Source organism: Pseudomonas sp. DF5, assembly GCF_058148225.1.
Window position 1 is genome coordinate 45,840 of the sequence record NZ_JBYVYM010000020.1, and the last position, 15,226, is coordinate 61,065.

The 15,226-nt window shown below is 59.6% G+C and carries 13 protein-coding genes; 5 read left to right on the forward strand and 8 right to left on the reverse strand.

Translation table 11 applies throughout. The features are described 5' to 3' along the window. Positions 1-60 precede the first annotated feature (60 nt). Both AC30D7_RS18760 and AC30D7_RS18765 read left to right on the forward strand, forming a co-directional pair. On the forward strand, positions 61-1,857 hold the full coding sequence (locus AC30D7_RS18760; RefSeq protein WP_490135061.1) for an acyl-CoA dehydrogenase C-terminal domain-containing protein: 1,797 nt from the start codon (positions 61-63) through the stop codon (positions 1,855-1,857). Positions 1,858-2,044: 187 nt separating this feature from the next. Beyond that, positions 2,045-3,823 carry an acyl-CoA dehydrogenase C-terminal domain-containing protein gene (locus AC30D7_RS18765; protein ID WP_490135062.1) on the forward strand — a complete coding sequence of 593 codons (1,779 nt, stop codon included), beginning with the start codon at positions 2,045-2,047 and terminating at the stop codon, positions 3,821-3,823. A 226-nt stretch (positions 3,824-4,049) separates the two neighbouring features. On the opposite strand, the gene AC30D7_RS18770 is transcribed toward AC30D7_RS18765, so the two are convergent. Continuing rightward, positions 4,050-4,970: a LysR family transcriptional regulator gene (locus tag AC30D7_RS18770; protein WP_028940266.1), complete on the reverse strand. Its 921-nt coding sequence runs from the start codon at positions 4,968-4,970 to the stop codon at positions 4,050-4,052. Positions 4,971-5,139: 169 nt separating this feature from the next. Here AC30D7_RS18770 and AC30D7_RS18775 point away from each other — a divergent pair, with 169 nt between their 5' ends. From AC30D7_RS18775 to AC30D7_RS18785, 3 genes are all read left to right on the forward strand, one after another. Then, positions 5,140-6,423 carry an aspartate aminotransferase family protein gene (locus AC30D7_RS18775; protein WP_490135063.1) on the forward strand — a complete coding sequence of 428 codons (1,284 nt, stop codon included), beginning with the start codon at positions 5,140-5,142 and terminating at the stop codon, positions 6,421-6,423. A gap of 253 nt (positions 6,424-6,676) precedes the next feature. Further along, positions 6,677-7,033 (forward strand): type II toxin-antitoxin system RelE/ParE family toxin, encoded by a 357-nt coding sequence (locus AC30D7_RS18780; RefSeq protein ID WP_490135111.1) that lies wholly within the window; start codon positions 6,677-6,679, stop codon positions 7,031-7,033. Further along, entirely contained in the window at positions 7,026-7,346 is a 321-nt protein-coding gene (locus tag AC30D7_RS18785; protein WP_490135064.1) for a helix-turn-helix domain-containing protein, read from the forward strand. Before AC30D7_RS18780 ends, AC30D7_RS18785 begins: the two co-directional genes overlap by 8 nt. Positions 7,347-7,412: 66 nt before the next feature. Here AC30D7_RS18785 and AC30D7_RS18790 read toward each other — a convergent pair whose 3' ends face one another. The 7 genes from AC30D7_RS18790 to pqqF form a co-directional block, all read right to left on the reverse strand. Further along, the gene (locus AC30D7_RS18790; RefSeq protein WP_490135065.1) at positions 7,413-9,236 is read right to left on the reverse strand and encodes a S9 family peptidase; all 1,824 of its coding nucleotides are present in this window, start codon (positions 9,234-9,236) and stop codon (positions 7,413-7,415) included. Continuing rightward, positions 9,202-10,356 carry a pyrroloquinoline quinone biosynthesis protein PqqE gene (gene pqqE / locus AC30D7_RS18795; protein ID WP_490135066.1) on the reverse strand — a complete coding sequence of 385 codons (1,155 nt, stop codon included), beginning with the start codon at positions 10,354-10,356 and terminating at the stop codon, positions 9,202-9,204. Before pqqE ends, AC30D7_RS18790 begins: the two co-directional genes overlap by 35 nt. Next, entirely contained in the window at positions 10,349-10,624 is a 276-nt protein-coding gene (pqqD, locus tag AC30D7_RS18800; protein ID WP_019580716.1) for a pyrroloquinoline quinone biosynthesis peptide chaperone PqqD, read from the reverse strand. Before pqqD ends, pqqE begins: the two co-directional genes overlap by 8 nt. Continuing rightward, positions 10,621-11,373 carry a pyrroloquinoline-quinone synthase PqqC gene (gene pqqC, locus AC30D7_RS18805; protein ID WP_490135067.1) on the reverse strand — a complete coding sequence of 251 codons (753 nt, stop codon included), beginning with the start codon at positions 11,371-11,373 and terminating at the stop codon, positions 10,621-10,623. The genes pqqD and pqqC overlap by 4 nt, the downstream gene beginning before the upstream one ends. 127 nt (positions 11,374-11,500) lie before the next feature. Beyond that, entirely contained in the window at positions 11,501-12,412 is a 912-nt protein-coding gene (gene pqqB / locus AC30D7_RS18810; RefSeq protein WP_490135068.1) for a pyrroloquinoline quinone biosynthesis protein PqqB, read from the reverse strand. Positions 12,413-12,496: 84 nt separating this feature from the next. Beyond that, positions 12,497-12,571, reverse strand: coding sequence for a pyrroloquinoline quinone precursor peptide PqqA (gene pqqA / locus AC30D7_RS18815; RefSeq protein ID WP_009045898.1), 75 nt, complete (start codon positions 12,569-12,571; stop codon positions 12,497-12,499). Between the two features lie 156 nt (positions 12,572-12,727). Then, positions 12,728-15,166 (reverse strand): pyrroloquinoline quinone biosynthesis protein PqqF, encoded by a 2,439-nt coding sequence (gene pqqF, locus AC30D7_RS18820; protein ID WP_490135069.1) that lies wholly within the window; start codon positions 15,164-15,166, stop codon positions 12,728-12,730. Positions 15,167-15,226: the final 60 nt, after the last annotated feature.

Genomic DNA, 15,226 nt, shown 5'->3' on the forward strand with positions numbered 1-15,226 from the left:
TGATTGTGAGGTGTGATGCACGGCAGTAGGTTTGAGCCATCTGCTGCCGGAGAAATGACCATGCCCGAGTACAAAGCTCCCCTGCGCGACATGCGCTTTCTGATCGATCACGTCTTCGATTTTCACCGCAATTACGCCGCGCTGGGGGCCACCGATGCCAGCCCGGACATGGTCAATGCGATCCTCGAAGAAGGCGCGAAGTTCTGTGAGAACGTTCTCGCACCGCTGAACCGCAGCGGCGACGAAGAAGGCTGCCATTTCGACAACGGAGTGGTCACAACGCCTACAGGTTTCAAGCAAGCATTCGCACAGTACGTGGAAGGCGGCTGGCATGGGCTGGCGGCGGACCCGGCTTACGGTGGCCAGGGCTTGCCAAGTTCTCTGGGACTGGTTATCAGCGAAATGATCGGCTCCAGCAATACGTCCTGGGGCATGTACCCTGGCCTGACCCACGGTGCGATGTCGGCCATCCATGCCCATGGCACTGAAGAACAGAAACAGACCTACCTGAGCAAGCTCACCGCAGGCCAATGGACCGGCACCATGTGCCTGACCGAAGCTCATTGCGGCACCGATCTGGGCATCATCAAGACCCGCGCCGTGCCTCAGGCCGACGGCAGTTACGCGATCTCCGGCAGCAAGATATTCATCTCCGCCGGCGAACACGACATGAGTGACAACATCATTCATCTGGTGCTGGCCAAACTGCCGGACGCGCCAGCGGGGACCAAAGGTATTTCGCTGTTTATCGTGCCCAAATTCCTACCCAATGCCGAGGGCGAGGCGGGCGAGCGCAACGGCGTTTCCTGCGGCTCGATCGAACACAAAATGGGCATCAAGGCCTCGGCCACCTGCGTGCTGAATTTCGACGATGCCAAGGGCTTCTTGATCGGTGAGCCGAACAAGGGCCTGAACTGCATGTTCACCATGATGAACCACGCGCGGCTCGGCACCGGCATGCAAGGTTTGTGTCTGGGGGAGGCGAGCTTCCAGGGCGCGGTCAAATACGCCAACGACCGTCTGCAAATGCGCTCGCTGACCGGCCCGAAAGCGCCGGAAAAACCCGCCGACCCGATCATCGTTCATCCCGATGTGCGCAGGATGTTGCTGACGATGAAGGCCTTCAACGAGGGCAACCGGGCACTGACTTACCTCACCGCACAGTTGCTGGACGCTGCGCATATGAGCCCGGATGAAACGGCGCGTCAGGACGCTGAGGATTTGCTGGCGTTCCTCACACCGATCTGCAAAGCCTTCATGACCGACACCGGGCTGGAGGTGACCAACCTTGGCATGCAGGTGTTTGGCGGCCACGGTTTCATTCGTGAGTGGGGCATGGAGCAGTTGGTTCGCGACTGCCGGATCGCGCCGATCTACGAAGGCACCAACGGCATTCAGGCGCTGGATCTGCTGGGGCGCAAAGTCCTTGGCAGTCAGGGAAAACTGCTGCGCGGCTTCACCAGAATCGTCCACAAGTTCTGTGCGGCAAATGCTGAGCACCCGCAACTCGGCGGTTATGTGGCGCAACTCAACGATCTGAATCAGCAGTGGGGTGAATTGACCACCAGGATCGGCATGGCTGCGATGAAAAATCCGGATGAGGTCGGCGCCGCTTCGGTGGATTACCTGATGTACTGCGGCTACATCATCCACGGCTACCTGTGGCTACGCATGGCGCTGGTAGCTCAGTCGCAGTTGGAGGCGGGCAGCGGTGATGCCGATTACTGCCGAGGCAAACTGGCGACCAGCGAGTTTTACTTCAAGCGTTTATTGCCGCGGACGGCTGCTCATCGGGCGGCCATCGAGGCGGGTAGCGACTGTTTGATGAAGTTGCCGGCGGAGTTGTTTGCACTTTAATCATTCAAATCAGCCATAAAGAAGCCCGCCTTGCTGCGGGCTTCTTTATGAAGAACAGGCCTGTGACTAAAAATAACAAATTGGTCATGGGCTGACCCTATGTGTCGTAAAAGTTGTTGAGGTACACTCGGACACAACGAAATCACTATTCCTACGAACCACCTGTTTAGATCTTGCGAGGTTTGCCATGGCTGACTACAAAGCGCCCCTGCGCGATATGCGCTTCGTCCTCAATGAAGTTTTCGAGGTCGCCAAACTCTGGGCCGAACTGCCTGCGCTCGCCGAGACCGTCGATGCTGAAACCGTCGAAGCTATTCTGGAAGAAGCCGGCAAGGTCACCAGCAAAAGCATCGCGCCCCTGAGCCGAGCGGCTGACGAAGAAGGTTGCCACTGGGCCGACGGTGCCGTCACCACCCCGGCTGGTTTCCCACAGGCGTATCAGACCTACGCTGAAGGCGGTTGGGTCGGTGTCGGTGGCGATCCGACCTACGGCGGCATGGGCATGCCCAAGGCGGTTTCGGCGCAGGTCGAAGAAATGGTCAACTCCGCCAGCCTGTCGTTCGGTCTGTACCCTATGCTGACCGCCGGCGCCTGCCTGTCGATCAACGCCCACGCCAGCGAAGAGCTGAAAGCCGCGTACCTGCCGAACATGTACGCCGGTGTATGGGCCGGTTCCATGTGCCTGACCGAGCCGCACGCCGGCACTGACCTGGGGATTATCCGCACCAAGGCCGAACCTCAGGCTGACGGTTCCTACAAGGTCAGCGGAACCAAGATCTTCATCACCGGCGGCGAACACGACCTGACCGAGAACATCATCCACTTGGTACTGGCCAAACTGCCGGACGCGCCAGCAGGGCCGAAAGGTATTTCGCTGTTCCTGGTGCCGAAGTTTATGGTCAATGCCGATGGCAGCCTCGGTGCGCGCAACCCGGCGACCTGTGGTTCGATCGAACACAAGATGGGTATCCAGGCGTCCGCAACCTGCGTGATGAACTTCGACGAAGCCGTGGGTTACCTGGTTGGCGAGCCGAACAAAGGCCTTGCGGCGATGTTCACCATGATGAACTACGAGCGTCTGGGTGTCGGTATCCAGGGCCTGGCCTCGGGTGAACGTTCCTACCAGAACGCTATTGAATACGCTCGCGACCGCCTGCAGAGCCGTTCGCCGACCGGCGCGCAGAACAAGGACAAAGTGGCTGACCCGATCATCGTCCACCCGGACGTGCGTCGCATGCTGCTGACCATGAAAGCCTCGAACGAAGGCGGCCGTGCATTTTCCACTTACGTGGCGATGCAACTGGACACCGCCAAGTTCAGCGAAGACGCCACCACCCGCAAGCGCGCAGAAGACCTGGTTGCACTGTTGACGCCTGTTGCCAAGGCATTCCTGACCGACCTGGGGCTGGAAACCACGGTTCATGGCCAGCAGATTTTTGGCGGCCACGGCTACATCCGTGAGTGGGGCCAGGAGCAACTGGTTCGTGACGTGCGTATCACGCAGATCTACGAAGGCACCAATGGTATTCAGGCGCTGGACCTTGTCGGGCGCAAGATCGTCGGCAGCGGCGGGGCGTTCTACAAACTGTTCGCTGACGAGATTCGTCATTTCACCGCGACGGCCAGTGCTGATTTGGCGGAGTTCACCAAACCGCTGAACGATGCAGTGGGCAGCCTCGACGATCTGACCGCTTGGCTGCTGGACCGGGCGAAAAACAACCCGAACGAAATCGGCGCTGCTTCGGTCGAGTATCTACAAGCATTCGGTTACACCGCCTATGCCTACATGTGGGCACTGATGGCCAAGGCAGCCTTCGGCAAAGAAGCGCAGGACGATTTCTACGCGAGCAAACTGGGTACGGCGCGGTTCTATTTCGCTCGTCTGCTGCCACGTATTCATTCGTTGAGCGCGTCGGTAAAGGCAGGAAGCGAATCGTTGTTCCTGTTGGACGCAGGACAGTTCTGACGTCTGTAACGTCATGTAAGCATTCTCTTACATGACGTGCTGCTGTTTTCCCATATGCGCAGATTGGATCCAGAGCTAATCTACTTCACATGGACGTCGCGCAGGAAGCGCAAAGCAACAACACGGACACGTAGGATTCTGCCAGGATGGCGGAGTGAAATGGATGTCAGGGAAACAGTCTGCAAAGCCCCGCTTCGGCGGGGTTTTCTTTTGCCTGCAAAAAAGTTCAGCTCAACCCATCCAGGGCCGTCGGGCTACGCAAGTGTTCATCCATCACCTCTTCCAGCAATGTCCGCAACAACGCCAGCGAAGCCTGTTGCCGCTGCACATCCCGACACACCAACCCCACTTTCAGCGGCACCCGCGGCTCACTCAGTGGTTTCCACAGCAACTCTTGGTCGCCATGGGTCTTTTGCGAGCGTCCGGGCAGCACAGTCGCCAGCCGCGTGTGCGGCAGGCTGTCGAGAATCCCCGCCATGTTGTTCAGCTCGGCCTGCACCTGCGGCCGGCGCCCAAGACTGGCCAATTGTGCCTGCCAGATCTGCCGCACCTGGAACTCTTCACCCAACAGCAACATGGGCAACTCGGCCGCCTGGCTCATGGAGACCTTCTTGAATTCGCGCAACGGATGGTCCGCCGGGATGACAAGGGTCAGCTCATCTTCGTACAACGGCACGCCGTGCAAACCCGGCTGACGGGGCGGCAGGTAACTGATCCCGATGTCCAGCGAACCATTGAGTAGTCGTCGCTCGATTTCCAGGCCGGTCAGTTCATAGATCTGCACCACCAGATGCGGCTGTGCCTTGCGCACGCGTTCGAGCATTTGCGGCACCAGGCTGGAGTGGACGGTCTGCAGTACGCCAATGGCCAAGGTTCGCAGCGCCTTGCCCTTGAAATTGCCCAAGGCTTCGCGCGCGCGTTGCAAACCATCGAGCAAGGGCAGGGCATGGTTGTACAACGTGTGGGCCGCCAGGGTTGGCAGCAGACGCTTGCTGCTGCGTTCGAACAGGCTTACATCGAGGTTCTGTTCGAGTTGGCGGATCTGCTGAGACAACGCAGGCTGGGAGATAGAAAGCCGCTCGGCGGCCCGACCGACGTGGCCCTCTTCGTAGACCGCGACGAAATAACGCAGTTGTTTGAAATCCATAAGCAATACTTATCGAAAATGCTGAGAAATCGAAATGGCTCAGTGCCTTGCCTACGCCTAGTCTAACCGCATTCACAAGGCTTACAGGGCCATAAAGCACGATGAATACCGTTTACAGCGATGGTGTTTACATAGGCAAGGCAAAAAACCTCGGACGAGGTTTTATCCGATGAATCTGTTCAACCTGCGACGCAAGCCACCGAGCCTTGATGACCTGGCGATGGACACTTCCCTGCCGGCCAGAAGCGACAACTTTTCCAGCGAGTGCCTGATGCCCTGTGTCGAACGACCGAAACAGATTTTCGTGCGTGGCCAAGGCTCCTGGTTGTGGGACAGCGACGACCGCGCTTACCTGGATTTCTCACAGGGTGGCGGCGCCAATAGCCTCGGACATAGTCCTTCAGCGCTGGTCAAAGCGATTGCTGAACAGGCTCAGTCGCTGATCAATCCGGGTTTCGGACTGCACAACCGCGGCATGCTCAACCTCGCCGACCGGCTCTGCGCCAGTACCGGCAGTGACCAGGCGTACCTGCTCAACAGTGGCAGCGAAGCCTGTGAAGCGGCGATCAAACTGGCGCGCAAATGGGGCCAGCAACATCGTGGCGGCGCTTCGCGGATCATTGTGGCCAGTAAAGGCTGTCATGGCCGTAGCCTCGGGACGATTTCTGCGTCGGACAGTTCGAATCTGATCAACCGATTCGAGCCACAGTTGCCGGGCTTCAGCCATGTCCCGTTCAATGACCTGCCCAGCTTGCATGCGGCCGTGGATGCCCAGACGGTCGCGATCATGCTCGAACCGATCCAGAGCGAGGCCGGGGTGATTCCCGCCACCGAGCACTACCTCAAGGGTGTCGAGCGCTTGTGTCGTGAGCTTGGCATTCTGCTGATATTTGACGAAGTGCAAACCGGCGTCGGTCGCTGCGGCACATTGCTTGCCGAACAGTCCTACGGCGTACGGGCAGATATCGTGGTGCTCGGCAAAGGGCTCGGTGGTGGCGTGCCATTGGCGGCATTGTTGGCGCGAGGCAAGGCCTGTTGTTTCGAAATCGGCGAAATGAGCGGCACTCATCATGGCAATGCGTTGATGAGTGCCGCCGGGCTTGTCGTGCTCGACAGCGTGCAAGACAAGGGCTTTCTCGATCATATGCGGGAAACCGCTCAGCATCTGGGCGAAGGCCTGAGTCGTCTGGCCCATCGCTATGGTCATGGTGAATTGCGTGGGCAAGGGCTGCTTTGGGGGCTTGCCCTGTCCGACGATTCAGCTGACGCCGTAGTCAAAGCCGCGTTGCATGAAGGCTTGTTGCTCAACGCTCCGCAACCCGATTGCCTGCGCTTTACCCCGGCCCTCACCGTCAGCAAGGCCAATATCGACGAAATGCTCCTGCGCCTGGCCCGCGCCTTCTCCCGCGTACGCACCGCGCAACTGCAGTGCCGCAAAGGTATTGCGGTCTGATCAGACCCGCCCTACACGAATTTCCGAACCGTCTCGCGGTATAACGCAGCGCCCCACGTTTGATTCCTTTCGCGTGGGGCGTTTTTTTGTCTCTGCGTTTTGCCGAAGGCATTTCAGTGCTTGAGCGATAGCGGGATCAATGGCTTTTTAGAAGGAGTCGGCAAGGAGTGCCGATGCCAGCGAAACAACATGGTTGTGGCAATGGCTTTGAGTTCTATACCACTGAGTGGTATGTTTTATGGAAGGGATGCCGATGTCACCGAGGTTATTCAAGACAAAGCGTTTTGCGATGCAGGCCGGTAAGGCTTGGGTCGGTGATGAAGAGCTTCGGGAGGCATTCACCGAAATGCTCGAAGGCCAGGCGGACAATCTCGGCGGCGGGGTCTGGAAAAAACGTTTGAATGCCAACCGCCACCGCTCAATTGTTCTGGCAAAGGGTGGGTATTATTGGATCTATCAATTGCTGTTTGCCAAGAAGGATCGAAGCAATATCAGCCTTGCGGAGCTGACTCAACTGCGGGGATTAGCCAAGGTTTATGGCACATTGACCGAGATGCAGGTCCAGCACTTGCTGGACACTAAGGAGTTTGTGGAGATACCCCATGAGTAAGACATTCAAAAGTGACGTGTTTGAGTCGGTACACGAGTCAGCCAGTGCTTTGTATGCCATCGGTGCCATCAGTAAGGCGACCATGCGTGAATTCGACGAGTCATGTCTTGCAACGGTTCCGGACGCGATCCCGGCTGAGCAGATCAAAGCGCTACGTGAACGTAACAATGTCAGCCAGCCAGTGTTTGCACGTTATCTGAACACCAGCGCTTCGACGGTCAAGCAATGGGAGGCGGGAGCCAAACACCCCAGCGGTATGGCTCTGAAGTTGCTGAGCATCGTTCAGAAACACGGCCTGGAGATACTGGCCTGAAGCATCGCACTGAACCCTGACGAACACCGCAGGTTGATTAAATGAGGCGCTACGATTTCAGCCCACCTACTCCATCACCCGCCGATAAAACAACCATTCCTGCTCCAGCGCATGGGCCTGGTTGCCGGCCTTGCGAAAGCCATGGCGTTCGTCGCCGTAGTAATGCGCTTCGACCAGAATGCCATTGTCCTGTAGCGCCTTGACCATGTCGCGGGTCTGTTGCGGCACCACCACGGCGTCCAGTTCACCCTGAAAGAAGATCATCGGAACGCTGATGTTGTGCGCGTGCAGCAGCGGCGTGCGCGCTGCGTAGCGCTCAGCGTCCTGCACCGGGTCGCCGATCAACCAGTCCAGATAATCACCTTCGAACTTGTGGGTAACACGACCCAGCGCAACGGGATCGCTGACGCCATACAGGCTGGCGCCCGCACGAAACACCTTGTGAAAGGCCAGTGCGCACAACGCGGTATACCCGCCGGCGCTACCGCCGCGGATAAACGCTTTACTGCCGTCGATCAGTCCACGTTCGGCGAGGTAGTCGACCACCGCGCAGGCGTCCTCTACATCGACATCGCCCCAGCTCAAATGCAGCGCCTGGCGATAAGCGCGGCCGTAACCACTGCTACCCCGGTAATTGAGGTCGGCCACGGCGAAGCCCCGTTGTGCCCAATACTGGATTCGCGGGTCGAACATCGGGTAGCAGGCCGACGTCGGTCCGCCGTGAATGAACACCACCAAGGGCGGTTTCGTATTGTCGTTCATTGCCGGGTAGAAGAACCCGTGGGCCTCGCCCGAACCGCTCGGATAACGCAGGGTTTGCGGGCGGCTGATTTGATCGGCCGGCAGGGGGACAACGCCACCGGCGAGGGTCTTCACCTGCCGGGTCTTGCGGTCAATGGCAATCACCGATGCCGAACTGACTGGTGAAGCGGTGATGCAGTAGATGAACTGGTCATCCTGTGCGAGATGGCGGAAGCGGCTGTAGTCGCCCGTGAAATCCTCACGGGAGCCATCGCCATGACAAAGCCCCAGTCGCCCAAAACCCTCTTCGGTCCAACTCGCCAGATAAGTGTCTTCGCTCAACGGTAACCAGGTGCAACCACCCAATTGCCAGGGCGCCGGTCCATGGTCGGCAGCAGCGCTCGGGAGTGGGCTCAGACCGTCGGTCGACTCCACCCACGGCTGCCAGAAACCGCCGCGATCGGTCAGACAATACAGACGGCCGCTGTCATCGAATCTCGGTTGTTGCAGCGACTCCTGAGGACCGTCGCCGGCCACACAGCGCGGCGACGCAAAGGTGTGATTGCTCTGGCGTTCGGCAACCATCAGGCGAGTAGCGGTCCAGGGCTGATCCGGGCGATTCCACTCGATCCAGGCCAGTCGCCGGCCATCGGGGCTCAGGGTCGGTGCCGCGTAGAAATCGGCACCCTCGGCCAGCAGATGGCGTCGGCCATCTGCCAGATCGATCGCCACCAGGCGATGCCGATCGCGATTCTCTTCCACTGCCAGAACTTGCCCGTTGGCGAACTGCAGATCGCCGTAACGGCATTCACTTGAAGTCAGCACCTCAGGTGTCTCATCGCTCAGTGATTGCCGATACAGCTGCTGATCGGCCTCGTTGACGAACACCAGCCCGTCATCGGTCAGACAAAACGCGCCGCCGCCATATTCGTACACCCGGCTGCGCGCACTGAACGTGGGTGGCGTCAGGCAATGGGCCTGACCGTCGCGCCACTGCCAGACTCGGCAGGCAGCATCTTCGGGGCGGTACTCGTTCCAGAACAGGCCATGTGGCCCGACCTGCAACTCGGCGAAGTCGATACCGGCCGCGACGGCCCTGGCGGCGCTCAAGGGTTCAGCTTTTGGCGATGAGGCGTGAGTTTCGTTCATTGCGAAAGGCCAGTTGTTCGATGGTCTGGGTCGCGTGCTCGGCTTCTTCGCGGGCCTTGAGGATCACGCCGTGATGTTCCGACTTGCTGCACACCGGGTCGGCATTGCTCGCGTCACCCGTGAGCATGAACGCCTGGCAACGGCAGCCGCCGAAGTCCTTTTCTTTCTCGTCGCAGGAGCGGCACGGCTCGGGCATCCAGTCGTAACCGCGAAAGCGGTTGAAGCCGAACGAGTCGTACCAGATGTGCTGCATGCTGTGATCGCGCACGTTGGGAAACTGCACCGGCAGCTGTCGGGCGCCATGACAGGGCAGGGCGGTTCCGTCTGGTGTGACCGTCAGAAAAATACTGCCCCAGCCGTTCATGCAGGCTTTCGGACGTTCTTCGTAATAGTCCGGCGTTACGAAAATCAGCTTACACGGATGCCCTTCGGCTTCCAGTTTGGCGCGGTATTCGTTGGTGATGCGTTCGGCGCGAACCAGTTGCTCTTTGGTCGGCAACAGGCCGACCCGATTGAGCTGCGCCCAGCCGTAGAACTGGCACGTCGCGAGTTCGACGAAGTCTGCCTCAAGGGCAATGCACAGCTCGATGATCCGGTCGATCTTGTCGATGTTGTGCCGATGGGTGACGAAGTTCAGCACCATCGGATAGCCGTGTGCCTTCACCGCACGGGCCATTTCGAGTTTTTGCGCGAAGGCCTTTTTCGAGCCGGCCAGCAGATTGTTCACCTGCTCGTCGCTGGCTTGAAAACTGATCTGGATGTGGTCCAGACCGGCCTTTTTGAAGTCGCTGATTTTCTGCTCGGTGAGGCCGATGCCGGAGGTGATCAGGTTGGTGTAGAACCCCAGTTTGCGCGCCTCAGCGATCAACTCGGCGAGGTCCTGGCGTACCAGCGGTTCACCACCGGAAAAGCCCAACTGCGCCGCGCCCATTTCCCGGGCTTCGCGAAAGACCTTGATCCACTGCTCGGTGGTCAACTCCTGGCCTTGCTCGGCGAAATCCAGTGGATTGGAGCAATACGGGCATTGCAGCGGGCAGCGGTAGGTCAGTTCGGCCAGCAGCCACAGCGGCAGGCCGATTTCGGGCTTGGGCGGTAACTTGCCTGACGCGGAATCAGGCAAGTTCGATCCAGTGCTGAGCACGGGCGACCTCCATGAATTGCTCGATGTCGTCACCGAGCTCGGGCACGCCGGGGAACTGTTTGTCGAGCTCGGCGATGATGGCCGCAACATCTCGCTGGCCATCGATCAAACCGCCGATCAGCGCGGCGCTATCGTTGAGTTTGATCATGCCTTCGGGGTAGAGCAACACATGGCCTTTTTGCGCCGGTTCGTACTGGAAACGGTAGCCGGGACGCCAGGTCGGGGTTTTGCTGCGATCAAAACTCATAAGGTGATTCCTTTATGCCAGACCCGCTGTTCGGTCACGCTGTGGTACGGCGGGCGGTTCAGTTCGTAGGCCATGCTCATGGCATCGAGCATGCTCCAAAGAATGTCCAGTTTGAACTGGAGAATTTCCAGCATGCGCTCCTGGCCTTCCCGCGTAGTGTAATGCTGCAACGTGATCGCCAGACCGTGCTCCACATCCCGGCGAGCCTGGCCCAGGCGTGTGCGGAAATATTCGTAACCGGCCGGGTCGATCCACGGGTAATGCTGCGGCCAACTGTCGAGGCGCGATTGGTGGATCTGCGGCGCGAACAGCTCGGTCAATGAGCTGCTGGCGGCTTCCTGCCAACGGGCCCGGCGGGCGAAGTTGACGTAGGCATCCACGGCGAAACGCACGCCGGGCAGCACCAGTTCCTGAGAGCGCAGCTGATCCGGGTCGAGGCCAACGGCTTGCCCAAGACGCAACCAGGCTTCGATACCGCCGTCTTCACCGGGGGCGCCGTCATGGTCCAGCAGGCGCTGAATCCACTCGCGGCGGATTTCGCGGTCCGGGCAGTTGGCCAGGATCGCAGCATCCTTGAGCGGGATGTTCACCTGATAGTAAAAGCGGTTGGCGACCCAGCCCTGGATCTGCTCGCGCGTCGCCCGGCCTTCATACATCGCCACGTGATAGGGGTGATAGATGTGGTAGTAGGCGCCCTTGGCGCGCAGGGCCGCTTCGAATTCGGCGGGGGACATTGGAATGTCAGTCATTGCGGTTCTCCGGGAACAACCGGTGGATTCTTTGGTGTCTGGTCGGGCGCCTTCGCGGGCAAGCCCGCTCCCACAGGATTACGCGATCTATTGTGGGAGCGTGGCTTGCCCGCGATGGGGCCATCCGCTACAGCACAATACTCATGCCGTCATAAGCCACTTCAACTTCACGACGGGCCAGCTCCGCACGCTCTGGCGAATCCTCATCGAGAATCGGGTTGGTGTTGTTGATGTGGATAAGCACTTTGCGCTGCTTGGGCAGTTGTTCCAGCACTTCGAGCATGCCGCCGGGGCCGTTCTGCGCCAAGTGGCCCATTTCCCGCCCCGTGCGCGTGCCGACACCACGGCGCTGCATCTCGTCGTCGTCCCACATCGTACCGTCCACCAACAGGCAATCGCTGCTGGCCATGATTTTCAACAGCGGAGCATCGACCCTGCCCAGGCCCGGTGCATAGAACAATTTACCGCCGGTGCTCAGGTCTTCGACGATCAGGCCGATGTTGTCGCCCGGATGCGGGTCGAAGCGGTGCGGCGAGTAGGGTGGGGCGGCGCTGCGCAGGGGCAGTGGGGTGAAACGCAGGTTCGGGCAGGCCGGGACGGTGAAGCTCTGATCGAGCTCGATACGGTTCCAGTTCAACCCGCCATTCCAGTGGGTCAGCATGGTGAACAACGGGAACCCGGTGCTCAGGTCTTCGTGGACCATGTCAGTGCACCAGACCTGATGCGGGCAACCTTCGCGCAGGCTGAGCAGGCCGGTGGTGTGGTCGATCTGGCTGTCCATCAGGATGATTGCGCTGATGCCGGTATCACGCAGCGCGCGTCCCGGTTGCATCGGCGCGAAACTCTGGAGCTGGGCGCGGATGTCCGGCGAAGCATTGCACAGCACCCAGTTCACGCCGTCATCGGAAATCGCGATGGACGACTGGGTACGCGCCTCGGCCCGCAGGCTGCCGTCGCGAAAACCTGCGCAGTTCGCGCAGTTGCAGTTCCACTGGGGGAAACCGCCGCCGGCGGCGGAACCTAGAATCTGGACAAACATGGCCGCTCCATCATTGAAAACTGAAAATAAAAACGCCCCGGCAAGCCGAGGCGTAGCACTGCATTCTCTACCAAACGGCAGAGCTTAGCGGCTTGCGAAGTACATGGTGACTTCGAAGCCGATACGCAGGTCGGTGTAAGCAGGTTTGGACCAGGACATAAGAGCGCTCCTTCGGGTGGATGGGACAGTTGAGACCTATACATATAGTCCACCTCCAGTCGGAGATGTTCAGATAGTTAGGTGGCTATGTTACTCAAAATTACAGAGCGATTGGCTGCGAATCTTTGAGAAAGCTAATTGCAGCGCCGGTAATGATCATTTTGCCACTTGCCAACGCGTAGTCGGGCAAGGTCCGCTGGCCAGACAGCGCCAGCCGCCTTCGGCCCTATTCAGTCGCTGTGCCGCGGCCAGTAAGGCTTTGCGGTCGATCATCAGAATCGCTTGAGGTAAAAGGCCCAGATAATCCGACGAGTGGCCGGCCAGTTTCCCTTGCCAGAGCAGTTCGGCGGCCTGGGCGTTGGGCAGGGCGGTGCTGTCGAATTGGTTGGCCAGGGCTTGGCGTTGGGCGATGAAGGTCAGCTCATCGATGCTTTCGATCATCCCTTCCAGTTCGCCGAGGAATTGTTCGATGTGCTGCAACAAGTCCAGAGGCGCGACGCTCGGCGATTGCACGCCGAACAACAGCCCGGTCTGACCGTTGATCTGGCGCAGGCCGCTGAACACCGCGTAACCGAGCTGCAGCTCCACCCGCAAGCGTTGATAGAACGGTGTCTGGCACACATGTGCGAGCAAGCGCCAGGCAGCTTCGTCGGCGATGTTATGGGTTGCCGTCGGACAAAAGAGTAACAGCGCGTGTTCGCTGGAGCCGGTATCGATGGCGTTCCAGAGATGCTGTGAGCCGATCGACAAAGGCAACGTCGATTGATGGTCAGGCGTTCCCGGCACACGACTCAACGCCAACCCCATCGCCGCTTGCGTCTGGGCCGACAGTCCGGTCGCCAGGCCATCCCAGCGCGCACTCGACCAGAGTTGCTGCAAGTCATCCGAGGCTGCGGTGTGCTCAGTGCATAGATCGGGCAACGCCTTGAGCAGCTGTCGAATCGGCATCAATGGGGTGGCCGTCGGTGCTTCCTGTAAGAAACGGGCATCAGGTTTTGTCAGCGCTTTCAGCACATGTTCGAGGACTGTTGGCATCGGCTCCTGCAGGCCCGTCAGTTTCAGCAGCCACTCATTGCCCGATGCGCTGAAGGAAACGTCGACACCGGCCTGACGTGCATCCTCGCGCAACGGCCCCAGGTTGTTTTCCAGATTGGTCTGAAGACGGCCATGAGGCGCCGACTCCAGGCGCCAGCGCAGATAAACCGCGCCTTCATCCGTGTTATCCGGCAACGCCTGACTGAACTGCATCGGCGAACGTTCGCGGCGACTGCGCGAGCGATCCTGGGCAAAGGTCCGCAGGCCACGGTGGGCGCTGGTCTGGCCGCGAATCAAGCCGGCATTCGGGGCTGGAGTATCGGTACGCAAAAACGGGTTGGGGGTCGGCAGTTGCCACTGGCCGGTGAAGTTATCCACAGCGCCGATTTGTTGCAGGATTGCCTTGAGGGCGACAACGCCCTGTTCGGACAACCCCGGTTCAAGTTGCTCACTGTCCCGTTGGACCAGTTGCAAGGCGCTGCTGACTTGTTGTTGGCGCTGCTGCAGGGCTGCGTATTCTTCGCGCAATTGGGCCCAATCCTGACGGGAGGCAAAAAAGCCCAGCCAATCCAGAAGCCGTTCGCAGATCACGTTGCCCGATTGCGTGGCGTTTGCGGGCTGCGTGAATTCGATGTGCAGCAAGGCTTGCCCGGCGTAGCAGTAGAGCGGCGCGGCTTTCAGGTTGTCTGCCAGCCCGCTGTCTCGCAGCTGCGCGACCAGGCCGCCGGGTTTTGCGGCGGTCAGCCAATGGCACAGGAATGCCAGCGCTTCGGGCGATGAGTCGGGCAGCCCTTCGAAGGTGAACAGCAGATCCAGTCGACGTTCTCCAGCCTGTTGATAACTATTGGCCGATGAATCCATCAACAGGTTGGGCTTTGCCTGGGGGACTTTTTCTCCGGCGGGAATGGCAAGGGCAAACGCCTGCGCCGCCCCTTTCAATGCTTCGAGGCTCTGCGGGCCGGCCAGGCTCAGCGTCATCTGCCCGGTCTGATAAAACTGCTGATAAAAGTCCTTCAACGCTTGCTGAAACTCGGGCTGTGGAATCGGCAGGCTGTAACGGTTGCCAGCATGAAACGCCCGTAACGGGTGAGCCGCCGAGAGCCCATCGAACAGCGCGAATTGCTGCTGGGCTGTGGCATCCCGCGACCAGGCGACAAATTCAGCGTGTAGCACTTCCCGTTCGCGCCGCTGATCATCCGGATTCATACGCGGATGGGCGAGCATGTCTGACAGACGCTCCAGCCCAGCGCTGAACGCCTGGGGCGGCAGTTCGAAAAAGAAGTCCGTCGTCCGTTCGCTGGTGCGCGCATTCACCTGCCCGCCATGACCTTGTACGTAGGCCATCAGCCCTTGCTCTGCAGGAAAGCGCTCCGTACCCAGGAACAGCAAATGCTCAAGAAAGTGCGCCAGCCCCGGCCAGGCCGGTGGCACGTCGTGACTGCCGGCAGCGACCCGCAACGCCGCGGCGCAGCGCTTCAAACCGGGAGCATGACGCAGCGTCACCCGCAGACCGTTGGCCAGGGTTTCAGTGTGAAGGTGGGGGTGATTCAGCGCAGGCATGAGCACTTCCAGAACAGGGAAGCGCTAATGCTAGCGGATTAGGGGGCGTTCTCAATGAGT

What these genes read in the sequence shown, in the direction of transcription:
- AC30D7_RS18765 (WP_490135062.1), top strand. Translation starts at nt 2,045, where the DNA reads ATGGCTGACTACAAAGCGCCCCTGCGCGATATGCGCTTCGTCCTCAAT.
- AC30D7_RS18770 (WP_028940266.1), bottom strand. Translation starts at nt 4,970, where the DNA reads ATGGATTTCAAACAACTGCGTTATTTCGTCGCGGTCTACGAAGAGGGC.
- AC30D7_RS18775 (WP_490135063.1), top strand. Translation starts at nt 5,140, where the DNA reads ATGAATCTGTTCAACCTGCGACGCAAGCCACCGAGCCTTGATGACCTG.
- AC30D7_RS18780 (WP_490135111.1), top strand. Translation starts at nt 6,677, where the DNA reads ATGTCACCGAGGTTATTCAAGACAAAGCGTTTTGCGATGCAGGCCGGT.
- pqqD (WP_019580716.1), bottom strand. Translation starts at nt 10,624, where the DNA reads ATGAGTTTTGATCGCAGCAAAACCCCGACCTGGCGTCCCGGCTACCGT.
- AC30D7_RS18785 (WP_490135064.1), top strand. Translation starts at nt 7,026, where the DNA reads ATGAGTAAGACATTCAAAAGTGACGTGTTTGAGTCGGTACACGAGTCA.
- AC30D7_RS18760 (WP_490135061.1), top strand. Translation starts at nt 61, where the DNA reads ATGCCCGAGTACAAAGCTCCCCTGCGCGACATGCGCTTTCTGATCGAT.
- AC30D7_RS18790 (WP_490135065.1), bottom strand. Translation starts at nt 9,236, where the DNA reads ATGAACGAAACTCACGCCTCATCGCCAAAAGCTGAACCCTTGAGCGCC.
- pqqC (WP_490135067.1), bottom strand. Translation starts at nt 11,373, where the DNA reads ATGACTGACATTCCAATGTCCCCCGCCGAATTCGAAGCGGCCCTGCGC.
- pqqB (WP_490135068.1), bottom strand. Translation starts at nt 12,412, where the DNA reads ATGTTTGTCCAGATTCTAGGTTCCGCCGCCGGCGGCGGTTTCCCCCAG.
- pqqF (WP_490135069.1), bottom strand. Translation starts at nt 15,166, where the DNA reads ATGCCTGCGCTGAATCACCCCCACCTTCACACTGAAACCCTGGCCAAC.